26 protein-coding genes are annotated in these 22,535 nt (G+C 45.2%); 22 read left to right on the top strand and 4 right to left on the bottom strand.

The window, feature by feature from the left end; all coding sequences use genetic code 11:
* Window positions 1–60: 60 nt before the first annotated feature.
* From H8S80_RS14340 to H8S80_RS14310, 7 genes are all read left to right on the top strand, one after another.
* Window positions 61–1,353, top strand: a complete 1,293-nt coding sequence (locus H8S80_RS14340) for a glycoside hydrolase family 125 protein (RefSeq protein WP_117631962.1) — start codon at window positions 61–63, stop codon at window positions 1,351–1,353.
* Between the two features lie 63 nt (window positions 1,354–1,416).
* Complete coding sequence (locus H8S80_RS14335) at window positions 1,417–1,629, top strand: phosphotransferase (RefSeq protein WP_117631964.1); 213 nt, start codon at window positions 1,417–1,419, stop codon at window positions 1,627–1,629.
* A 192-nt stretch (window positions 1,630–1,821) separates the two neighbouring features.
* Complete coding sequence (locus H8S80_RS14330) at window positions 1,822–3,228, top strand: sulfatase-like hydrolase/transferase (protein WP_117631966.1); 1,407 nt, start codon at window positions 1,822–1,824, stop codon at window positions 3,226–3,228.
* Between the two features lie 70 nt (window positions 3,229–3,298).
* Window positions 3,299–4,678 (top strand): MATE family efflux transporter, encoded by a 1,380-nt coding sequence (locus H8S80_RS14325; RefSeq protein ID WP_082196296.1) that lies wholly within the window; start codon window positions 3,299–3,301, stop codon window positions 4,676–4,678.
* A 92-nt stretch (window positions 4,679–4,770) separates the two neighbouring features.
* Complete coding sequence (locus H8S80_RS14320; protein ID WP_002602563.1) at window positions 4,771–4,971, top strand: hypothetical protein; 201 nt, start codon at window positions 4,771–4,773, stop codon at window positions 4,969–4,971.
* Between the two features lie 343 nt (window positions 4,972–5,314).
* Entirely contained in the window at window positions 5,315–5,860 is a 546-nt protein-coding gene (locus H8S80_RS14315; protein ID WP_117631968.1) for a PadR family transcriptional regulator, read from the top strand.
* Window positions 5,861–6,065: 205 nt separating this feature from the next.
* Window positions 6,066–6,434 (top strand): DUF4180 domain-containing protein, encoded by a 369-nt coding sequence (locus H8S80_RS14310; RefSeq protein ID WP_117631970.1) that lies wholly within the window; start codon window positions 6,066–6,068, stop codon window positions 6,432–6,434.
* Between the two features lie 17 nt (window positions 6,435–6,451).
* Here the strand turns inward: H8S80_RS14310 and H8S80_RS14305 are convergent, their stop codons facing one another.
* Window positions 6,452–7,078, bottom strand: coding sequence for an acetyltransferase (locus H8S80_RS14305; protein ID WP_117631973.1), 627 nt, complete (start codon window positions 7,076–7,078; stop codon window positions 6,452–6,454).
* A gap of 479 nt (window positions 7,079–7,557) precedes the next feature.
* Between H8S80_RS14305 and H8S80_RS14300 the strand changes: the two genes are divergently transcribed.
* From H8S80_RS14300 to H8S80_RS34630, 11 genes are all read left to right on the top strand, one after another.
* Entirely contained in the window at window positions 7,558–8,301 is a 744-nt protein-coding gene (locus tag H8S80_RS14300; protein ID WP_147338543.1) for a hypothetical protein, read from the top strand.
* Window positions 8,276–8,947, top strand: coding sequence for a response regulator transcription factor (locus H8S80_RS14295; protein ID WP_002602568.1), 672 nt, complete (start codon window positions 8,276–8,278; stop codon window positions 8,945–8,947). The genes H8S80_RS14300 and H8S80_RS14295 overlap by 26 nt, the downstream gene beginning before the upstream one ends.
* On the top strand, window positions 8,944–10,041 hold the full coding sequence (locus H8S80_RS14290) for a sensor histidine kinase (RefSeq protein WP_117631978.1): 1,098 nt from the start codon (window positions 8,944–8,946) through the stop codon (window positions 10,039–10,041). Before H8S80_RS14295 ends, H8S80_RS14290 begins: the two co-directional genes overlap by 4 nt.
* Window positions 10,038–10,586 carry a hypothetical protein gene (locus H8S80_RS14285; protein WP_025531369.1) on the top strand — a complete coding sequence of 183 codons (549 nt, stop codon included), beginning with the start codon at window positions 10,038–10,040 and terminating at the stop codon, window positions 10,584–10,586. Before H8S80_RS14290 ends, H8S80_RS14285 begins: the two co-directional genes overlap by 4 nt.
* A gap of 143 nt (window positions 10,587–10,729) precedes the next feature.
* Window positions 10,730–11,302: a putative ABC transporter permease gene (locus H8S80_RS14280; protein WP_029466839.1), complete on the top strand. Its 573-nt coding sequence runs from the start codon at window positions 10,730–10,732 to the stop codon at window positions 11,300–11,302.
* A gap of 107 nt (window positions 11,303–11,409) precedes the next feature.
* Window positions 11,410–11,688 carry a hypothetical protein gene (locus H8S80_RS14275; protein WP_002602572.1) on the top strand — a complete coding sequence of 93 codons (279 nt, stop codon included), beginning with the start codon at window positions 11,410–11,412 and terminating at the stop codon, window positions 11,686–11,688.
* Window positions 11,689–11,800: 112 nt separating this feature from the next.
* The gene (locus H8S80_RS14270) at window positions 11,801–12,295 is read left to right on the top strand and encodes a hypothetical protein (RefSeq protein ID WP_025531370.1); all 495 of its coding nucleotides are present in this window, start codon (window positions 11,801–11,803) and stop codon (window positions 12,293–12,295) included.
* A gap of 47 nt (window positions 12,296–12,342) precedes the next feature.
* Window positions 12,343–12,714, top strand: coding sequence for a hypothetical protein (locus H8S80_RS14265; protein WP_002602575.1), 372 nt, complete (start codon window positions 12,343–12,345; stop codon window positions 12,712–12,714).
* A gap of 183 nt (window positions 12,715–12,897) precedes the next feature.
* Complete coding sequence (locus H8S80_RS14260; RefSeq protein WP_117631980.1) at window positions 12,898–13,437, top strand: PadR family transcriptional regulator; 540 nt, start codon at window positions 12,898–12,900, stop codon at window positions 13,435–13,437.
* 61 nt (window positions 13,438–13,498) lie between these two features.
* Complete coding sequence (locus tag H8S80_RS14255) at window positions 13,499–13,894, top strand: hypothetical protein (RefSeq protein ID WP_117631983.1); 396 nt, start codon at window positions 13,499–13,501, stop codon at window positions 13,892–13,894.
* Window positions 13,875–14,000, top strand: a complete 126-nt coding sequence (locus H8S80_RS34630; RefSeq protein WP_278321543.1) for a hypothetical protein — start codon at window positions 13,875–13,877, stop codon at window positions 13,998–14,000. Before H8S80_RS14255 ends, H8S80_RS34630 begins: the two co-directional genes overlap by 20 nt.
* 77 nt (window positions 14,001–14,077) lie before the next feature.
* Here H8S80_RS34630 and H8S80_RS14250 read toward each other — a convergent pair whose 3' ends face one another.
* The 3 genes from H8S80_RS14250 to H8S80_RS34270 all read right to left on the bottom strand — a co-directional run bounded on the left by H8S80_RS14250 (window position 14,078) and on the right by H8S80_RS34270 (window position 16,237).
* On the bottom strand, window positions 14,078–14,266 hold the full coding sequence (locus H8S80_RS14250; RefSeq protein WP_002602578.1) for a cysteine-rich KTR domain-containing protein: 189 nt from the start codon (window positions 14,264–14,266) through the stop codon (window positions 14,078–14,080).
* 38 nt (window positions 14,267–14,304) lie between these two features.
* Window positions 14,305–15,285 (bottom strand): serine hydrolase domain-containing protein, encoded by a 981-nt coding sequence (locus H8S80_RS14245; RefSeq protein ID WP_117631985.1) that lies wholly within the window; start codon window positions 15,283–15,285, stop codon window positions 14,305–14,307.
* 901 nt (window positions 15,286–16,186) lie between these two features.
* On the bottom strand, window positions 16,187–16,237 hold the full coding sequence (locus H8S80_RS34270) for a hypothetical protein (protein ID WP_235622266.1): 51 nt from the start codon (window positions 16,235–16,237) through the stop codon (window positions 16,187–16,189).
* A gap of 405 nt (window positions 16,238–16,642) precedes the next feature.
* Between H8S80_RS34270 and H8S80_RS14240 the strand changes: the two genes are divergently transcribed.
* The 4 genes from H8S80_RS14240 to H8S80_RS14225 all read left to right on the top strand — a co-directional run bounded on the left by H8S80_RS14240 (window position 16,643) and on the right by H8S80_RS14225 (window position 22,457).
* Window positions 16,643–17,683 carry a PDDEXK nuclease domain-containing protein gene (locus tag H8S80_RS14240; RefSeq protein WP_181987946.1) on the top strand — a complete coding sequence of 347 codons (1,041 nt, stop codon included), beginning with the start codon at window positions 16,643–16,645 and terminating at the stop codon, window positions 17,681–17,683.
* A gap of 20 nt (window positions 17,684–17,703) precedes the next feature.
* Window positions 17,704–21,312 carry a hypothetical protein gene (locus H8S80_RS14235; protein ID WP_117631989.1) on the top strand — a complete coding sequence of 1,203 codons (3,609 nt, stop codon included), beginning with the start codon at window positions 17,704–17,706 and terminating at the stop codon, window positions 21,310–21,312.
* Window positions 21,313–21,677: 365 nt separating this feature from the next.
* Window positions 21,678–21,812, top strand: coding sequence for a hypothetical protein (locus H8S80_RS35115; protein ID WP_412313586.1), 135 nt, complete (start codon window positions 21,678–21,680; stop codon window positions 21,810–21,812).
* Window positions 21,813–21,986: 174 nt separating this feature from the next.
* Window positions 21,987–22,457, top strand: coding sequence for a low molecular weight protein-tyrosine-phosphatase (locus H8S80_RS14225; RefSeq protein WP_117632108.1), 471 nt, complete (start codon window positions 21,987–21,989; stop codon window positions 22,455–22,457).
* Window positions 22,458–22,535 lie beyond the last annotated feature (78 nt).

The following is a 22,535-nucleotide window of genomic DNA, read 5'->3' as shown; positions in this document are numbered from 1 at the left end:
AGCCACTAAGATGGGTGTAAGAAAATTTTCAAGAGCACTCACAGGCTGAATGGAGGAAAAATGATAGAGAGACCGGAAATACTGACAGAGACAGCTGACGAGCTGGAAAATTACTATAAGAAAGCGTACCCGCCGCTGGCGCCGCTTGTGAAACCATGTTTTTTAAATACCATTGATACGACAGTAAAGAAGCTGGGGGAAGAGGAGTATTTCGTAATCACCGGAGATATCGAGGCCATGTGGCTCCGCGACTCCTCTTTTCAGGTGATGCACTACGTGCCGTTTGCAGCAAAGGACGAGAAGCTGCGGGCAATTCTGCGTGGCATTATAGGAAAACAGGCGAGTCAGATTTTGACGGACCCGTATGCCAACGCGTTTAACGAGGTTCCGGACGGCAGAGGCCACCAGGATAAAACGCAGTTAAACGACTGGGTATGGGAGCGGAAATACGAGCTGGATTCCCTCTGTGCGCCCCTTTATCTGGCACATGCCTACTGGAAGGAGACTGGCTGCGCCGATATCTTTACAGAAGAATTTGAGCGGATGATGGCCGTACTCTTAACGGTGGTAAAAACCGAGCAGGACCATGATAATTCATCCTATACCTTTGAGCGGTCCGACTGCCCGGAGACCGACACCCTTCCGTGCGGCGGACTGGGGAATCCGGTGGGACGTACGGGAATGTCCTGGTCTGGCTTTCGCCCATCCGATGACTGCTGCACGTATGGCTATCTGATTCCTTCCAATATGATGGCAGTGGTTGCGCTGGGGTATGGGGAGGAGATTCTCCGGAAGGTATTAAAGAACATTTCCCTGGCAGAGGAATGTGCGAAGACGAGGAAGCAGATCCAGGAGGGAATTGAAGCGTTTGGAATGGTGGAGCATCCGCGCTGCGGGAAGATGTACGCCTACGAGACAGACGGACTGGGCCATTATAATTTGATGGATGACGCCAACTCTCCCAGCCTTTTAGCCATGCCGTACTTAAATTACTGCGGCTGTGAGGATGAATTTTATGTCAATACGAGAAAATTCATACTGTCCGGGGATAACCCGTTTTACTATCGCGGCGCCTGTGCGGATGGTGTGGGAAGCCCCCATACGCCGGAGGATTACATATGGCATATTGCCATCGTCATGCGCGCGCTGACCTCGGCTGACCGGGAGGAGATACTGGCCTGCCTGGAGCAGCTGGCCGGAACGCACGCGGGGCTGAACTTTATGCATGAGAGCTTCCACAAAGATGATCCCACCCAGTTTACCCGCTCCTGGTTTGCCTGGGCCAACAGCCTGTTTTCCGCGTTGATGCTGAAACTGAAGGAAGAAGAGTTTTTCGCGTTTGGAGAGAAATAGGATCGAAATATCAACAGAGTTAGTTCGTAAATGAATTGACACGCAGTTTCCCCAGAGAATCTTCTGGTAAAGGACGAAAGCCTTTGCGGTGTGATTGATTTCGGCATTATGGGGACAGGCGATCCCGCCTGTGATTACGCAATGGCCTGGACGTTTTTTGACAGCCGCAGCAGAAAGCGTTTTTTGCAGGGACTGCACAGCGATACGATTGACAGAGCGAGAGGATGGGCGCTGTGGAAGGCGCTTATCACCTTGAATGCAATTTTAGAGGAATAGATTCGCGGATGTTTTTATGAGGAGAGACCGGGACAAAGGCGGAGGCAGACCGGAATTTTGCGGCGAAGGCGTACAGATTTCAGCAATGGCTGGGAACGAAATCTGTGCGCTTTTCTGATTGACGCGGCGGCTTGTGCAGAGTGTGTGCGGGAGATCGTTAAAACTGTTTGACACTATTTATGGAGGGGAAAGATGGGATTATCAGTTGGAGAGGAAACGAGATTCGGAATGAATCACGCGGCCGAAGAGGGGCCGAAGGAGAGACGGAAAAATGTTATCTGGTTCATCAGCGACCAGCACAGGGGGCAGGCGATGGGAATTCACGGTGATCCCAATGTGTCAACGCCCAACATGGACTGGCTGGCCCGCACCGGCTGTGACTTTGAAATGGCGTATTCCGGCATGCCGCTGTGCAGCCCGTTTCGGGGTTCCATGCTGACAAGCCGCTATCCGCACCACTGTGTGCCGGGCCATGAATATCCGCTGGATCCGAAGCTGCCGACGGTTGCCAGTGTATTCCGGGAACATGGTTACGAGACTCTTTACCTGGGAAAATGGCATCTGGATGGATTTCACGAGAGCGAGGGCAGGGCGGCATTCCATCTCATCCCGAAAGAGCGGAGAGGCGGTTTTGAAAAGTGGCTGGGATATGAGAATAACAACAGTCCATGGGATTCCTATGTACACGGAGACATGGGGGAGGGCGAGGTGATGAAGAAGCTGGAGGGCTATGAGACCGACGCCCTTACGGCTCTTTTGCTCCAATATCTGGACGAAGACAGGGAACGGCCATTTTTTGCAGTGATCTCGGTTCAGCCGCCCCACGATCCATTTATTGCGCCGCCTGAATTTATGGGAGGCAGGAGCAGAGGAAGCGTTGAATTCAGGCAGAATGTACCGTCGCTGCAAAAGGTCAGGGACCGGGCGGCCGAAGATCTGGCCGGGTACTATGGAATGATTGAAAATGTGGACTGGAATCTGGGACGGGTGATCCGCAAGCTTCGTGACAGGAAGCTGTTGGAACAGACACATGTCATGTACTTCAGCGATCACGGAGACATGATGGGATCCCACGGACAGTTCCGAAAGATGACGCCTTACGAGGAAGCGGTGAGAATTCCGTTTTTGATTGGTGGAGAGATTCCGATGGATTACGGTACAAGGGGCTGCAAGGCGGTGAAGCGGGTGATGATAAACCATGTGGATATCGCCCCGACCACGCTGGGATTGTGCGGCATTGAGAAGCCAGACTGGATGGAGGGCTTTGATTACTCCTTCTGCCGGTTAAACCGGAGCGAAACGCACGACGATATTCCGGATTCCGTATATCTCCAGTCGGTGGCGCCCAACGGGGGACCGGACAGCGTGGATCAGCCGTGGCGTGGAATCGTGACCATGGATGGCTGGAAGTATGTGAGATTTCACGGAATGCCGTGGCTTCTGTACCACCTAACGGAAGATCCGCTGGAAGAGGTGAACCTGGCACACAACGGGGAATTTCGGGAAAAACGTCTGGAGCTGGAGGCACGGCTCCGGGAGTGGGAGGAAAAGACCGGGGATTTCGAGAGCTCCCGCATTGTAAGAGAGGAAAAAGTATGATATACTTTGGAGACAATTAAGAGACTGTTATAAGGGGGGACTGCGGACGCGGATTCCGCAGCATATACGGATGAAAAAATATATTGGAAACAGGGCTTTTTATCGGATGATACTTGCGATCGCGGTGCCGATCATGGTTCAGAACGGCATCACGAACTTTGTGGGGCTTCTGGATAATATTATGGTCGGAATGGTGGGAACGGAGCAGATGTCCGGCGTGGCCATCGTGAATCAGCTGATGTTTGTGTTTAATATCAGCATTTTCGGGGCGATTTCCGGCGCGGGTATTTTCAGCGCGCAGTTTTATGGCAGTGGAAATCATGAGGGCGTGCGCCATACGTTCCGCTTTAAGCTTATCTTCAGCGTCCTGATTATCATCGTGGCGGGCCTTCTGTTTCTGGTATGGGGAGAAGGTTTTATATCCATGTATCTTCACGGTGAAGAGGATGCGGCGGGGCTGGCTCTGGCGCTGGATCAGGGGCGCAAGTATATGCTGGTCATGATTCTGGGGATGATTCCGTTTGGCATCGAGCAGGTTTACACCAGCACCTTGAGGGAGTGCGGTGAGACGGTTATCCCCATGAAAGCGGGAATCGTGGCCGTTCTTGTGAATCTCGTCTTAAACTATATCCTTATTTTTGGAAAGCTCGGCGCACCGGTGCTGGGCGTAGTAGGCGCGGCGGTAGCTACCGTGATATCCAGATTTATCGAGGCAGGGATTGTCATTCGGTGGACGCACTGCCATAAAAAGAAGAATCCATTTATCACAGGGGCGTATCGCAGCCTGTACATACCCGGAAGTCTGGTGAGGCAGATCGTTATCAAGGGGATGCCCCTGATGGTCAACGAGGTTCTGTGGGCCGGCGGCATGGCGACGTTAATGCAGTGTTACTCTGTGCGCGGACTGGCGGCAGTGGCGGGAATCAATATTTCCTCCACCATCGGAAATGTATTCAATGTGGTGTATCTCGCCTTAGGCAACTCGGTGGCCATCATCATCGGCCAGCTGCTGGGGGCAGGAAAGATGGACGAAGCACGGGATACGGATACGAAGCTGATTGCATTTTCCGTGTGTCTCTGCCTTGGAATCGGCGCTGTGCTGGCGCTTCTGGCCCCTCTGTTCCCGATGATTTACAATACGACGGATGAAGTGAAGGCGCTGGCGACGGCATTTATCCGGGTGATTGCGCTGTATATGCCGATGGGGGCATTTCTGCACGCGTCGTATTTTACCCTGCGTTCCGGCGGGAAGACGATTGTGACCTTTGTCTTTGACAGCGTGTTCATGTGGGTGGTCAGCATTCCGTGCGCCTACGTGCTGAGCCGCTACACGGCGGTGCCGATCGTTCCCCTCTATTTCGCATGCCAGATGATCGAGATTATTAAATGCGTGATCGGGTATGTGCTGGTGAAAAAGGGGATATGGCTGCAGAATATTGTGGAGGCGTAGAGCGCGTCTAAAATTGCTTTCCGTCAGCTGCGCTCCAGGCTGAGGAGGCAGAAACGGCGTGCCGGACACGGTGCCCGGGTCAGGAGGTCAGGATGAAAAAGAGGAGAGGTGCGGTAACTTTAATCGGAAGCGGCAGGCCGGAAGTGAAGGTGTGCGATATCATAAATGGAATACCGAAGGTGAAACGGGTGGAAAAGGGGGAGTATATTGAGTTCCGTCTGAGGTATTCCCTGTTTCACAGAGAGATCAAGCGGTATGATAAGGAGACTTTTGAGGAAATAAAGAGGCGGTAGCGGTAGAGGCTATTGCAGAGCAAGTAATGCAGCTGGACGGTTTTCTGTCATTGGGACGGAGGGCGTTTGGCTGTTTTTTTCTTGACACGTGTGTGGGAGAGGGGGAGATAAAAATAAAAGGGGTTGACATAGTAAATAGTTATATGTTATAAATAACATAGATAAAAGGTAACATAGATGAAAGATAACATACAAATGGGATGATATATAAAGAGATGACATATAAAGAGATGACATATGGGAGCATTGATGGGTGAACCCAACAATACCCGTCCCCAACCCCAACGATAAGCGGCTAAAATGCCGAAAGACCGTTTCATCATCACAAAGGAGGCTTATTACCATGGTAACAATCGATTACACAATTTTAGGAATGCTGAGCTGGAAGCCGATGACTGGCTACGACATGAAGCGAATGATGCAGGATTCGCCGGTCATGTACTGGTCGGGGAATAACAATCAGATCTATAAAGCATTGGTACAGCTTCTTGATATGGGCTATGTTACAAACGAGCTACAGTACCAGGAAAGCGCGCCCAACAAGAAGGTTTATTCGATCACGGACAGTGGGAAGGCGGCCCTGGAAGCATGGATTCTGGAGACAGAGCCGGAAATTCCGGAGTTTAAGAAGGCGTTTCTGATTCAGATTTCCTGGGCCGGACTGATGGAAAAAGAAAAGATTGACCAACTGCTTGCCCGGTATGAGGAACAGGTCAGAGAGCAGATTGCAATGCGGCAGGAGGAGAAGCGGCGTCAGAAATATTTTCCAAACCGGTCTGAGCAGGAGCACTATGTATGGGACCAGATCTATGATAATCTCTGCCAGTCCTATGAGGCTGAACTTCAATGGACTGTCCAGTTCCGCGAAGGACTGAAGGCATTGAAATGACGACTGAAAAATGCGTGAAAATGAAGTAATGAGGAAAATACCAGGCCCCATCAGTTGTTTGTCAGGGAGTCAACCGTTATGTATCAAGTAGTTATCGGACAGTCGCTTCCGAAATAATTAATTACCTGGTAATAGATCTCTGCATTTAATGAACAAACAAGTAATGAATCACCACAATAAATCAAAAGAAAGGTAGAAATATGGTATGCAGACAGAAATTATAACGATGAATCAGGCAAAAGCCGCAGTCATTTACAGCGAAGAGTGCATTCTCAAGGACGCACAGTCGGCGTTGGACTTCATTATGAGTATCAAATATGAGACTGATTGTGAAAGGATTGCGCTGAATAAGAAGGCGATCGCAGAAGAATTTTTCATTCTCAGCACAGGGCTGGCAGGCGAAATCTTGCAGAAGTTTATAAATTATGGGATAAAGTTCGCGTTCTACGGAGATTTTTCCAGATATACAAGCAAGCCCCTGAAGGATTTCATATACGAGAGTAATCATGGAAAGGATGTGTTCTTTACCAGCGACCGGGAAGAGGCGGTAAAAAGGCTTACCGAAATACGGTAAGCCCGGAGAAGCCCGGTCTATCGGATTGCCTTTGCCGGAACGCCTGCAACAACCGCATGATCCGGAATATCCCGGATGACAACGGCGCCGGCCCCCACTATGGTTTCGGTCCCTACCCTGATATCGTCGATGATCGTACATCCGATCCCTAAATATGCTTTTCGGCCGATCTCTGTGTGCCCTGCCATGGCGGCTCTGGGACAGATATTGACAAAGTCTCCGATCACACAGTCGTGTTCGATGACAGCTCCGGTATTTACAATGCATCCGATGCCAACAGAAGCGTTTGTATTAATGACGGCTCCGGCCAGCACGGTACAGCCTTCCGAGATTACGGCGGAGGGACTGATCACCGCTGTGGGGTGGAGGAGGGATGCCGGGTGAAGCCCTAAAGAAGCCAGCTTCGCAAGCTTTGCCTCGCGAAGGTCATTGCTGCCGGTTGCGACGATCACTTCATTATAAGCGCTGAGAATATCAAAGAGATTCTCGTCTGTTTCCTCATAGATTTTGTGGCCGGGTATCTGCCGGGTTTCCTTTTCACGGATCGTTAAAAAATCAATCACGTCATATCGTTTCATTGCCAGAGCGCATTCTGCTGTTACCGTTCCCTGGTCTCCGGCTCCCCAAATCAATAATCTCTTCATTCCAAATCCCCCTTTGACGTCTGCCAGACAGCAGGAATACAGTTCTTAAGCGTCTGCGCAAATCTGGATTCACACTCTTTGCACCTGGTATCGGCCCAGGGGCTTATTCAAAATAACCATCTGTCCTATGTAGGTTATCGTTTGATTTTAGCAGTGATGGTAATAGATTTATACCTCATAATAGATTTACTATCTGAGTATATTTTACCATAAATAAAAGTAAAAAGCAAACAAATGTTTGACAATCGGCCGCTGTCTCTCTGAATTACTTTGGAATGGACCGGGGCATGGTCTGTGATCGATCGGATTTCAGGCTTGCAGCAGCCTGAAGATGGGATTTGTGGTCTGCAGCAAGGATCGGGATGCTTGTGCACGGTATGTGACGGTAAAATTTTAAGGATAATTGCAAGAATACCTCAAACTCAAACAAAACTGAAACAAAACTATGCTATAATAAGAAAAAAAGTCGGAAAAGGAGGATGAAGATGCGCATCCTGTACCAGTGGATTGGGGACGGAAGCCAGAGAATCAGGGAAAATTATAACGCGTCCGACAGCAGGTCCCTGCACATTACGGGGGCGGCGGGCGCTTTTTGCATGCTGCTGGGGCTGGGGAAAATTATCTCCGGCGCGCTGTCGCTTTCGGTGTTTGCCTGCATGAACGGCTGTTATACCCTGGGTATGACGGCAGCAAGGTACTGCGCCCTGGCAGGAACTGTGCGGTCTAAGGAACGGAAGAATCAGTATTTCTATTACCGTCTTGCCGGCGCCGCCATGGTAGCCGCCAGCCTGTTGTATGTTGCATATTCCCTTTGGACAATCCGCCATCCGAAAACAGTCAATTATGGAAAGATCACGGCTATCACCATTGCAACGATCACCTTTACGGAGATCGGTGTCAATGTATGGGGCGTAATAAAATACCGGAAGTACCATTCCCCTCTGCTTCACGCGCTGAAGATTATCAGCCTGGGGACTTCGCTGATCTCGCTGGTGCTGACCCAGTCAGCGATTCTTGCGTTTGCAGATGAGGCTCAGGATCCGTCGGTCAACGGTTTTCTGGGAACGGTAACCGGAATCTGTGCGGCCCTGCTCGGTGTTTATATGATCCGGCGCATCAACCGGATTGAGGCTGAGGACCTGTATAGAGAGGACTCTTATAAGGAAAACACTTATAATATGAAGGGAGACGATCTTTATGATTCACATACTGGTGGTAGATGATGACGAGAAACTGACGCAGAGTATCTGCAGTTACTTAAATAACTGCGGTTATGAGGCGAAAGGAATGCTGTCTGCGGAAAGTGCCTATGACGAGATGTACAGCAGTCTTTATGATCTGATTATTTCTGATATCATGATGCCTGGAACGGACGGCTTTGCATTTGCCGAAACGATTCGCAGGCTGAATAAAAGAATCCCAATTCTGTTTGTCAGTGCCAGAGACGATCTGTCCTTTAAACAGAGGGGGTTCGATCTGGGGATCGACGATTATATGGTCAAACCTCTGGACTTAAGCGAACTGCTGATGCGGGTGCGGGCGCTGCTCCGCAGGGCTAATATCGAGGCCAGCCGCAGACTGACGGTGGGAAGTCTGGTTCTGGACGCCGATGCCATGGAGATCACACAGGGCGAACAGGAGATTCCGGTGACCACGCGGGAGTTTAACATCATGTTCAAACTGCTGTCGTACCCCAATCATACATTTTCCCGCTCCCAGCTGATGGATGAGTTCTGGGGCGTGGACAGCGATACCAGTCTGCGGGCCGTGGATGTCTATATCACGAAGCTGCGGGACAAATTTTCCGCCTGCAATGAGTTTGAGATCAGGACGATCCGGGGGCTGGGGTATAAGGCGGTGCTGTTATGACGATAAACAATGGTACGGAGGATGCACGGGTCACCCGCCGTTATTTCTTTTTTCCCGCCTATGTTGCCCTGGTGTTTCTGCTGGCGGTTCTAATGATGCTGCCGACGATCTTCTACGGCGGCGCCCATCTCATACTGGAGGAATCAGGCCCCTATATAAAATGGTACTTTCTGTATTGTATTGTTCTTGCGGCTTTCGTATCCGGCGGGCTGGCCCTGCGGAAGTATCTGAATTTTGACCGCCCGATTAAGAAGCTGAGCGCTGCCGCCAGACAGGTGGCGGAGGGGGATTTTTCCGTCTACATTCCCAAGCGCCATACCTCCAATGACATGGACTATATTGACGCGTTGTTTGTGGACTTCAACAAGATGGTGGAGGAGCTGGGATCCATCGAGACGCTGAAAAATGATTTTGCGGCCAACGTTTCTCATGAGTTGAAGACGCCTTTGGCGGCCATCCAGAACTATGCGCAGCTTCTTGGCACCACGGAGCTGACGCCGATACAGCAGGAGTATACAGACCGGATTCTGTCGAGTACACAGCGCCTCACGTCGCTGATCTACAACATTCTGAAGCTGAACAAGCTGGAAAGCCAGAAAATACAGCCGAAGCCGGAGCCATACGATCTCTGCCGCCAACTCAGCGACTGTGCTATCGGCTTCGAGGCTATCTGGGAGCAGAAAAACATTAATTTTGAAGCGGACATGGAGGACCGTGCCGTAATCGAAGCAGATGAAGAGCTTATGGAGCTGGTATGGAACAACCTGCTGTCCAATGCCTTTAAGTTTACAAAAGCGGGGGGAACGGTGAGCCTGCACCAGTTTTCTGACGGAGAGCGCATCATCACAGAGGTGGGGGATACCGGATGCGGTATGACGCCGGAGATGATGAAGCATATGTTTGACAAATTTTATCAGGGGGATACGTCCCATTCCACAGAGGGAAACGGCCTTGGCCTGGCCCTGGTGCTGCGCGTCCTGGAGATGAGCGGCGGGACGATTACCGTGAACAGCACAGAGGGGAAGGGCACCGTCTTTACGGTCTCGCTGCCCCGCACAGCACTGGCACAGAAGGAGGAATCACAGACATCATGACAAGAATCAGAAAAGACGGCGCGGAATACGTGGGATATGAATACAAGGAAAAGTCTGTCCCGGCCTCATTTGCATCGCTGTATCTGGACAGTTATCCCTGTTTCGGATGGGAGGAAGATCCAAACGGTGTGAGCCGTAAAGAGAATGCGGAAACCGCGGGCCGTGCAGTTCTGCGCTTCCGGAGAGACAGAAAAATCTGCAACAGGGCGGAGCTGACCCGTCTGCAGAGGAACTTTGACAGCTGTGTCGCTGAGATCGACGCTCTGGAGCAGTCCAAACGCTCGGGCGCTGTCATAGGAGCCCTTGTTACCGGAATCATGGGAACCGCGTTTATGGCCGGTTCGGTGTTCGCTGTTACGGCTGAACCGCCGATGGTGGTTCTCTGTATTTTACTGGCGGTCCCCGGTTTTACCGGATGGATTCTTCCATACTTTTTATACCGGGCGCTGCTGAGGAAAAAGTCGGCAAAGGTATCGCCATTAATAGAAGACAAGTATGAAGAGATTTACGAAATTTGTGAAAAGGGCAGTGACCTTTTGATTTGAAACAGCATGAGCGGCAGCTTCTCCCGTAAAAGTAAATGATTACGTGAGAAGCTGCCGCTTTTTAATATTACAGAAACAAAAATCAAACAAGAAAGAAATACAGAGGGGCTATACTCTCTATATCCCATTGAGAAAGGCGGTGAATGATAATACACAGACGAAAGACAGGGCCTGTGAGTAAGAGCGATGACAGGCTGACTCTCATGCTGCTGTTTTATATTGCGGCTGTCTGCGGTTGGCTGTGGGAAGTACTGGTATACTGGGGCACAAGTGGATTTGCTGGTTCGCTGACGGAACTTTTAGTTTTTTACCGGGGTGTTCTGCATGGGCCATGGGCGCCGATCTATGGCACAGGCGGTATCCTGCTGGTTTTGCTTTACCGGGCAGTACAGGAGAGAAAGGGATATTTTTTTATTGCCGCCATGGCGGTTTGTACGGTGGTGGAATATGGAACCTCGTGGATTCTGGAAGTATTCTTCCACGCCAGGTGGTGGGATTATTCCGGGCAGTTTTTAAATCTGCACGGAAGGATCTGTTTCGTCAGCATTGTGGGCTTTTCCCTGATTGGACTGTGGGCGGTACAGGCCGTCGTGCCTGTCTGCGCCGGATGGATTCAAAAGCTGACGTATGAGACCAGAAAAAGGCTCTGTCTGTTGGTATCATTGCTGTTCTTTCTGGATGTAATTGTTTCTGTTTATAAACTCAGCATTTCATAATGAAAATGCACTGCTCATAACGGGTGTCATGGGAGATGTAGTTGCGTTAAGAGATACTGTATTTCGGAATCGGCGTATTGCCGGTCGGATCGTGAAAGGAGATTAAGATGGCTGAATATCGTTTAAAACCTGGTAAAGTCGGGGAAAAAGTAATAGGTGCTTATGAGAAGGTGGAGAAGAAATTTACGGATGCATTTCTGGAGGAGGATGCGGTTTCCGATTCAGGATACCGCTTGAAGACAGGAAAAACAGGAGAGTCGGTCAAAGGAGCGTACAAGAAAATCGAGGATGGCGTGGTGGGAGCGTATAAAAAGGTGGAAGATGCCTTTGTCGATGCGTTTCTGGAACGATGTGATGAGGAGGAGAGCGGGGAGGTGGACAAATGAATAAGATAGCGGTTGGTATGGTGATAACAGCCGGCGCCGCGGTTATGGCGGTTGTGGCTGCGGCTGCGGTCCTTCGCAGAAAAGGCAGTACGACACTGCATAAACTCCTGTGATGAAGCAGATATGTATTTTACTTACAAAGTATTCCGACTGGATTTCCAGTCTGGTTTACTACATCGGAGGACAGGGGTATACCCACAGTTCGATTGCGCTGGGAGGCCAGCCGACACAGTTTTACAGCTTTAATTACCGTGGCTTTGCCGTGGAAACAACGGAAAAACACAGGCGTCGGGGAGTCCGGTGCAGCCGCCTCTATCGCCTGAATGTTTCGGATACCGTCTATGAACGAATCGAGGAGAGAATCCGGTATTTTCTCGAAAACAGGGAGAACTACCGGTATACCCGTCTGGGAGTACTATGCTGTGTTCTCCGGCTGCCGTTGTACTGGAAGAATCATTATTTCTGTTCTCAGTTTGTGGCAGAACTCTTATCAGAGTCGAAAGCGCTGCGGCTGTCCCGCAAGCCGTGCTTCTACCTGCCCAATCATTTTATACGCCTGTTGGAGACACAGCCCTGCCTGGCAGGAATGGAACAGGATATTATTTAAAATAAAAATAGAATATTAAATAAAAATATTAAATATGGAGGTTCGATATGAAAAAAAGTAATTTCGTAGCATTGATTCTTGGCACCGTCGGTATTGTATTTTTTGCACTGGGAATGTGCATGGCACTGGTTGAAGAGTGGGGAATGTTCCAGAAAGGCATCATAGCCGGTGTGGCCGGCCTTATCATTCTTCTGATTACTGTAATTGTATGGCGCAGAATGGAAGGAAAGAGCCCCATCAGGCTGAATGCAAAGACCGTCGGATCGGTACTGGCCGGTGTGCTGGGGGCGCTGCTGCTGGGCGTTGGCATGTGCCTGTGCATGGTATTTGACAAAATGATTCCGGGTGTCATCATTGGCCTGGTGGGAATACTTGCACTTCTGATGCTGATTCCGATGACAAAGGGAATTCACGATTAAATGGATTACTGCAGCAGTTTTGCGTTCCGGCTCTTGCCCTGGGGCTTTGCCGAAACACGGAACTGCTGCGTATTTTTGTGCAGGTTTTAAAATAGAGATTGACATTTTCGTTTCTCTCTATTATGATATATCTAATAGATATATCTGTTAGATATATAGAAGCTTAATTCAGAAGGAGGAGCCATGCTCGAATCATTGATCCTGGGGATTGTATATGATGAAGATTTAACCGGATACGATATTAAGAAGAATATCGAGAAAAGCTTCGGAGTCTTTTATAAGGCCAGCTTTGGAAGTCTGTATCCCGCGCTCAAGCGGCTGACGGGCAAGGATTTTGTGACGACGTATGAACAGCCGCAGGGCGGCCGTCAGAAGATCTTTTATCACATAACGGAAGAGGGGAAATCCAGTTTTTTAGAATGGCTGTCGTCACCGATGAATATTCTGGACGGCACGAACCTTAATCTGGCGAAAGTATTCTTTTTCGACAGACTGCCGGCAGAGATCCGGGACACCCAGCTTCTTCTGTATGAGAACAACAATATAAGCTATCTGCGCGAACTGGAAGCCTTAGAGAAGAGCCTCAGTCATATGGATCATCTCGACAGCTGTTACTATAAAATGTCGACTCTTTATTACGGAATAAGTGTTACGGAGAAGACCATCGAGTGGTGCCGCCATATACGGGAAGGGAAAGTGCTGAAGGAACTGACTGCGAAATAGGAGCAGGCCAGCATGAATAAGCGAAAGTCCGGTGAGGCGGATCGGGAAATGGGGGAAACTTATGTCAGGAAAGTCACCGAGCGGTGCTTTAAGCCCTTACTATTACAAGGGCGGTTATTTTCACGGAATCCATTATGGAAGCTATTTTGACGATGCGGAGTCTCTGTATAAAATGATTGAGAAAGAAGAGCATTTTATCCTGGAATCTCCGGAACGGCGCAGGATTATGATTGATCTCTATGAGACTTCTTTAACGCCTGAAGTGCTGGAGGCTGTGATACGGCACATAGGCCGGCTGAGTCCCAGAATCGTAAAACTATCCATTGCCGCGGACAGGAAAAATCTGAGAGTCTTACGCTGTGCCATGAAAAAGGCGGGAGTATTGGACGACGGGCGATATTATCTGTGCACGGATATGGAGGAGGGGAAGACCTGGCTTGTCAGCGACCATTCATGAACAGAAGGATAGATGGAATCACTGTGTAAAACGCCGGGGCAGCCATCTGAAGTTTGCAGTAAACTGCATGGATGATTTTGAGGAGGCGAAAGGCTGGCTTTTATGATAACCAGATGGCCTGCTCCGGCGGATGGAGTGCAAAATAGAAAGAGCCGGTAATTCGAAGTTTTATAAACTTCTGAATTATCGGCTCTGCGTCTTTGCGTCTGGCTCTTTTATGATTGTTATTTGAAGCTGTTTTAGATCAATCAGACTTTCCTGTCTGCATTTGGGGCAGTACAGGGGGAAATTCTTTAGTTCGGTGTCATCTCTTACTTTCATTCGTGTCTTGTTCCCACAAATCGGACACAGTAACCACATGGCGTTCATCATTTACTATCACACTCCTAACCGGCAATTCCATGTCCGGATTATGCAAACATGGGTTCCACACATTCTTTTATGAAGTCCATTCTGTCCCCGGTATTTTCTTTGAAAAGAGAAGCGATGGCGATGACAAGCTTTTTCTCCCGGTTGACGTAAATTGTATTACCGCTGTCTCCCATGGCTGCAAATGCATTATCATCTGCGATCCACCACAGATATCCGTAGGGCAGATTTAACTCCTCCCACCGGCTGTGCTCCCTTGTGCTTTCGGCAATCCACTGGGCAGAGACGATCTGCTTCCCCTCCCATTTGCCGTCGTCTAAGTAAAGCTGGCCGATCTTCGCCATGTCCCTGGCTGTGAGCGTCAGCCCCCATCCCGCCGCATGAATCCCCTTCGAGTCCATCACCCAGCCGCTTACGTCTCTGGCATTCATAAAGGCGTAGTGTGCTTCTTCATTTTCCAGGGTTACATTGCCTTTCACCGTAATACCGAGCGGCGCGAAGAGATGTTCCGCCGCAAAATCGAGCACGGATTGTCCGGTTGCCTTTACCAGAATGCCGGACAGGATATCCGGGCCAATAAAGGGAGTGTAGCGGAATTTCCCTGCCTTTTCCGGTCCTCCCAATAATTCCAGTGCGGTGCTTACCCAGTTATCCCTTGTAAAATATTCCAGATACGGCTCTTCCTGATGCTTGTACGGGGCAGTCATTGTCATCAGATCCCGAAGCGTTATATCCCGTATCGTTGTTTCCCCTTCGTTGTAATTTTCAACCGGGAAGTCCGGGAAAAAGTCCAGCACCTTCTGGTTGACGCTCTGGATTTCCCCTCTGTCGGCGGCGATGCCGATCAGGATAGAAATAATACTTTTTGTTACCGAAAAAATGTTGATGCAGCTGGCGGCCGTGCATACGTTAAAATAGCCCTCGTACTGTGTTTCTCCATTCTTTAAAACAATCATGCCGGCAGTATTACTGTAACGATTATCAATGATCTCTTCCAATGCAGCGATCTTTTCCTGATTCATATTGTTCGTCTCCTTTGTCATTAGGCGCCGTTGTCGGGCAGCCATGATCAGGTACCTTTTATCAGATACCCATTTGTTGGTGTCGTTTCAGCCTGATTCTGCCTCCTCAAATGATGGGATTACCTCCTCATATCTATAGGGTAAATGCATTAAAAATGTTTTTCAACAACTTTTTTAAAAATTTTATGTTTAGTATCGTGAATAAAGAGGAAAAGGGCACACTTAGCTTTTTAACAGCAGGCATAAAGCCTGCTTCTAAAGAGGGCCGTTTCTCCCACCGTCTGATACCATTTGACACGTATTCCTTCAAAAGTTCAGGAGGAAACTGTGTCCCTCAAACGCCGATGATATCCGGCTGGAGGTTCGAAAGAACCAGGGAGATATGCGTCTGCCCCATATTCCAGACCAGGAGAGAGTATGAAATCTATACAGACAAAATTTATTACATTAATATTCAAGCCCGGTAGATGAATTACGGCTGTAGCGAGCCGGCGTGCGATGCGGAGGTCATGTTCTTCAGGATTGAACAGTCGGTCAAAACCCTGGCGGGCCGGAATTCACGGTTGTGGTGCTGGATATTAATAACCTGAAAATCATCAATGACCGCTAAGGCCTTGAGGACGAAACGCGTCACGGCAGAACCGGAAAGAGAGATATGGTTGTTATGGAAAATTTCAACATGAAAGAGATGTCCAAGCCGCTATTGTAGAAGGAGAGTGATTTTATGGCGAAGAAAGCTAATGAATTAAAAGTCAAGAAAAGCACTGAAAAATCGTGATTGACAGATAAATCAAAATTGGTTTATAATAAAGGTACAAAAAAGGCAGTTCACTCCAGCGAGTGGCTTCCAAAAAGTTATGTTTCTACAAAAATAGTCACATTTGCTTTGGACGGCGGGTGACTATTTTTTTGTACCTATAATCATAACGATAAGTACCCCAAACGCAATCATCAAAGAAAGTGTCTCATATGTACTCATGTTATACCACCCCCTTTCGGAGATGGAAGTCACCCAGCAGTAGGAACTGCCTGCGTTTATTATACGAAATGGAAATCCGCTTGTAAATGGTATAAGTACAAAGCTATACTTGTCCATGCTATATATTTATAGTAAGATTAACATATCAAAATTAAACGGAGATTTTATCAATGACTAACAAAAATGTTAATACTATCAAAATACTTTTCGTCTGCCACGGCAACATCTTGAAAAGTCCTGAAAAAGCCAGTAAAATCAATAGTTTCATGGCAGAGAAAGGCGTTTACTACACCACTACTACACCATTTTTGAAAGAGCCTTGATATGACAGGAAAAGCAAGTTAAAATATAATTATTATGGAAAATCGAGGTGACGTGATGGAAAAACATTTGACGCCATACCAATCAGTTATTACAGAAATTAAAAACATTATTTCTTCTGGACAAGAAGCAGCCTATAGTGCTTCCAGTAAGGCAATGCTGCTTACCTATTGGAATATTGGCAAACGAATTGTAGAACAGGAATTGGGTGGCAGCGAACGTGCAGCGTATGGTAGAAATCTGATTTCTGCATTGGCAGAAGATTTGACAAAAGAGTTTGGAAAAAATTATTCCAAAAGAAATTTGCATTATTATATCAAATTTTATCAGTGCTTTCCTGATGAGCAGATTGTGAACGCATGCGTTCACAATCTTAATTGGACGCATATTCGGAGCCTTCTTCGTGTTGCGGATGAAAATGCACGATATTGGTATATGAAAGAAGCAGTTGATGAAAGTTGGAGTTCAAGAACCTTAGACCGTAATATTAGTACACAATATTATCATAGACTTCTTCAAACCCCAAAAAAAGAAGCTGTAATTGAAGAAATGAAGCGGAAAACTGCGGAATTTCAAAAAAGTCAATTTGAATTAATAAAAAGTCCAGTGATTGCAGAATTCCTCGGATTTAAAAATGAGGACACTTACTTAGAGGGGGATTTAGAATCTGCTATTCTTTCACATATTAGAGATTTTTTGATGGAGTTGGGTAGAGGCTTTGCTTTTGTTGCTCGTCAGCAACATATTGTAACGGAAACTTCGGATTACTATTTAGATCTCGTTTTTTATAATATCGAACTTAAGTGTTATGTACTTATCGATTTAAAGATGGGGAAGATTACGCATCAAGATGTAGGACAGATTGACATGTATGTGCGCATGTATGATGATTTAAAGCGAGGGCAGGGAGATAACCCTACCATTGGGATTTTATTGTGTTCAGAAACGGATGAGGATATTGCCAGATATTCGGTGCTTCATGATAATGACCGATTGTTTATGTCAAAGTATCTGACTTATTTGCCTACGAAAGAGCAGTTGAGAGCAGAGATTGAGCGGCAGAAAGAAATATTCTCTATGCAACATCCAGACCTTTGAGAGAAATGGAGGTGGCAAAAATGATAAATACAGAGGTGTTTCCAGCCATTCAAATGAAAATTGACAGATTATTAAAGATTACAAATGAATATCAATTTTATGATCTCGTGAAGGCGATATACTGTATTAATTTGTGTATTAATAATAGATCTGTTTTGGAATCTTGTTTGGCATTAAATGCCTGCCTGATTGAATATGAAGAAAAAGGCAGTCAGAGAATTGAAACATTTGATGAATTCAAGAGTTTTTTTTGCAAAATATATGATGTTATGAAACCGGGAATGACGGATGATTATACAGTAGAAGATTTTGGAGAAGTACGGATTAGATATAACGATAAATTCTATCGTGTGATAATTGGAACTGGTCATAATAATGTTTTTGCTTGTCTTAATTTTTTGCCTACTTTAGCAAGAAAGATTTCGCATGAAGAAGAGCTTAGTCTGGCATTAGAGTATTCAGCGGGGGTTCTTGATTATTTTATTGAAGAGAATAAGAATGATGGTATTGTAGAAAAAAGGTTTGTTCTTCCACAAAAGGAATTATTTTATAAGGTGCAGAGATTCTTTAAGGAAGAGTGCAAGAAATACAACATTCTTGAACTTGATTCTTTGATAAAAAATGATAAAGCTACTATTGAAAAAAGTCATTTTGTGTGTAGAGAGGATAATATTTATCCTTTATACAATGTTTCTTTGCTAATTGATTTATATGATATATGGGAGAACGAAATTGATTTTAAAGAGAAGATTTCCATTGCAAATATTGGAATCATAGACAGGATTTATAGCCTGTTTGAAACGGATCGGTCAAATGGATGTTTAATGTTTGCACCAGCTATGATATTTCCGAATCAAAAATATGATTCAACTCAGAGAACGTATACCTTTATAGCAAAGGCGTCTCATGGAGTAGTTGTTGCAATTAATGCAGATGAATATGAAGAGGGGCAGTTAGAAGAGGAAATTGTATATATAGAGGAATATCATAAAAGTGGTACGCTGCAAATTGCGGAAATATATAATCGCTTTGAGAAAAATGGATTAAGAGGGCTTCATATTCCGGCCGATGTGCCAATAGAATATTTAATCTATAATAGTTTTATGAATCCGAATCAAATGTACATGTCTCTGGGAGAGGTAGGAAAGAAGGAAGGAAAAACTTGTACAGCATTGGATGTTATATATTATCTGAATTTTGCGGATGACGCAGATGAATTATTTGAGTACTTATCTTACTGTAAAGAGAGGGATTACGAAAGTTCATTTGGATTTGGAAGTGATGCTGCTTTGTATTTTACATGGAGAAATCAAGGACGGTATATTGCAAAAGGTGCAATTGTATTTAATATGCTTGATGTAGGATATGATACAGAAAATGAAGCCGTTGTTGACTATTTTAAAGAAGAATTGAAGGACTATCCATTCCACATAAAGGATTATCTTTTCCGGGAACCATTTTCGTGGAAAATTGAAAAAAGAGAATTCGGTTTATATGAATATACAGCTAAACACGGAATGGGATTTGGAGGCATATATTTCACCCTGCCTCAAAATAATTATGTTTTTTTGACAAACAATGTGGAGTTTTACAAAGATGTAAAAGATTTTGGGGAATATCGTCAGTGGATACAATTGTTGGAGGAAATTATAACAGAAGGATTTGTTTCGATAAAATGTATATTTGAGGACGATAGTGCAATCTGCAATACAGGAATACAAATAGCTTTTATGCCTATTGAGTATGCCATTCATGCGGGACATGAATCTTTTTTGCATGAAGACCGGATGTATGTGTATAGCGACGCTCAATATCATAACCATAAATGGATTATAAGATATGTTGTGAAAGATATAAAACGAATTTTTGAGGATATTCAAGCTGCGAAAGACAGAAGCGTAGAACTTAATATATTAAAAGAAATACTTCTGCCTCTGTTGGTTAGAATGCCTGCTTTAAATGAATTGTTTGAAACAAAAAAACAATTCATTTCTCTTGATAAAAAGAAGGTGGGAGTTTTTTCGGCTTCTGTAGAATACAAATGGGATAATAATGTACAGAATTTTTCTCCTGAGGATTATCACTATCACGAAGTTCGGAAAAGAATAGCAAATGTTTGTTATGGTAATATGATAAAACCGGGAATCTACCGTGGACAAGAGGCAAATAAAATTATACGCGCTATGCAAAAGGCTATAATTGAAGATTTCGAGAGTGAAGTATCAAAATATTCTTGGAGTGAATTACATTGCTCGTTGCTAGATTATCATTCAACATTACTGCATGATATAAATATTAACTGGAAAAGATATGGATCATATTCTGAATTAGATGAGAAGAAAGATAAAGAAGTCAGAGATCGTATTATTGACCAAAGAGAAAAAGCAAAGCATGATGATAGAAATGCACTTTACCTAATAGAAACAAATTTATACTTGCACCATGAATCAGAAACACTTGCAATCAGAGATGATATTAATCTTTTGTTAGCATATGCAAATTGGTTAGTTGTCTTAAATGATGTAGCAGATATGTGCTACTTTGCGGATAACGAAGCCTATATAGAAATAACAGATGAGTATGTAGTGGATACATTATCAGATGATCAAGATGCTGAAAAATTAAATGGTTTGCATCATAGGATATATTCATATTCAGAGGGGGTAAAGCGGAATCTTGAAACAGATTCTGAATATCTTGAGAAGGTGAAGGAAACATTTAAGGAAGATATGGGATTTACTTTCCCCGACTTTTTGGATATCTTATCGTATTTCAGTTATTCATTTTCTGAGGAAATCGTTAAAAAGGTTGGTAATAATGTATTCAGAGCACCTATGAAAGAATTGTTGAGTGATTTCCTCATGCAAATGAATGGTGTTATTACAGAAGAAGATGCGACTAATCTTTTTAACTATTTAGTAGTAACGTTTCAAAATCTTAAGACAGAAAATGGTAGGGTAGATTTTTATCTTCCAATTGGTAAAAGAAGAACAAGAGACACCAGGTTTGAATTAATGCCACTTGTAAGCATTAATGGAGATATTATATTTTCGCCTATTACAATGGATTATTTGAAAAAAGATTGGCTCAACGGAATAATGGATTTCGTTCTACCATATGAAGTTGGTATGAATAAAACTAAACAATTGATACTAAGGTGGAAAAATTTATACGAGAAACAGATAGTTTATGATATAGCAAATTCATTTAAGCAAAATAAATTTGATATTGTAAAGACAAATTTTGAATTGAGGAAATTAAACAAAGCTCATCCGCAGTGGCTTGGAGATTATGATGTGTTTGCTGTGGATGTTAAAAATAAGTCTATCTGGATTGTCGAATGCAAGGTGATTGAAAAAGTAGCCACTTTCTATGATATGTACCGTCAGCAGAACAGATTTTTTAATGAACATAAGGAAGATGAGAAGTTTCAAAAAAGAGTTGATTATTTACATGAAAAGGCTGATCAAGTTATCCAAGAACTGGGATGTTCAGAACATATGGGATATAAAGTGATGCCTTACATGTGTATGAATAAGGTGCTGGTTTCTAGATATAAAAAAGTAGCATTTCCTATTGTGTCATATCCAGAGTTGGTGGAACTTATTTCTGAAGTTACAAGGAAATGATGTATGCATACATAAAGGCTTTGTACAGACCAGTCATCCGACATTATCCTGTATGTTTTTCAATATACATTCTGTATAACTATGGAAAATATTGGTGTATTAGTACGCTGCAATATCTGATGAGGAATTTAGATGTGGGGGTTACACGGAATATTTCTAATTGTGCAAGGTATAACGAAGATATTGGAATGATGGCGAAAAACTATAGACTTTATCTAGTGTGACTGGAAATCCTATGTCAGAATATACGATTAAATGTGAGGACATTATGGTTATGTTCAAAAGTTTGGTTAGCAGTACTAGCCAAGGTAACGATAATTCCGTAGTTACCCACATCTTGAAAGTGATACAAAAAAGAACCAACGCTGTCTCAGAAAAAGATTGCGGATGTCATTGGAGAAAAGTATAGTACAGTGAAGTATAATATGGAATCGATGATAAAATCTGGAATTATAAAAAGAGAAGGTTCCAGTCAAAAAGAAAAGTGGATTATTTTATAGAAGATATTTTGATGCTCTCTGGTTTAGAGGAACACCAATTACTACACCATTTGCCTGGTAATTTACGCAGATTTATGTAGATATGCGTAGAGAGAGGCAAAAACAGAAAATCAAGAAAACGCCGAAAATTCAGTATTTACAGGCGTTCGAAGACTTATGAAGGAATATAAAATCATGATAAAAATACTATTTATCTGCCACGGCAACATCTGCCGCTCCCCCATGGCCGAGTTCATCATGAAGGACATGGTAGAAAAACGCCGTCAGGCCGACCGTTTTTATATTGCGTCCGCGGCTACCAGCCGCGAGGAAATCGGCAATCCGGTTCATCACGGAACGAGGAACAAACTGCGCCAGTACGGTATTTCCACAGAGGGAAAACGGGCAGTGCAGATGACGAAGGCCGATTATGACAAGTACGATTATCTCATCGGGATGGAGCAGTGGAACATTACCAACATGATGAGAATTCTGGGAAGCGACCCGGAGAGAAAAGTCTCGAGGCTTTTGGACTTTGGGCCGAATCCGAGGGATATCGACGACCCGTGGTATACTGGAGATTTTGATTCTACCTACCGGGATATCTGTGAAGGATGTGAGGCGCTGCTTGACTATATTGACAGATGTGAGCCTTTAAACCGCTGAAAATAGCAAGCCTCCTGTTTTCCGGAACTAAGCGGAAGGGAGACCTTTTATGAAGAGGGGATGCAAAATACCCCTCTA

This window comes from Hungatella sp. L36 (assembly GCF_014288035.1).
Note: the sequence above shows the minus strand (reverse complement) of the source record. Positions and strands in the feature narration are given on the sequence as shown.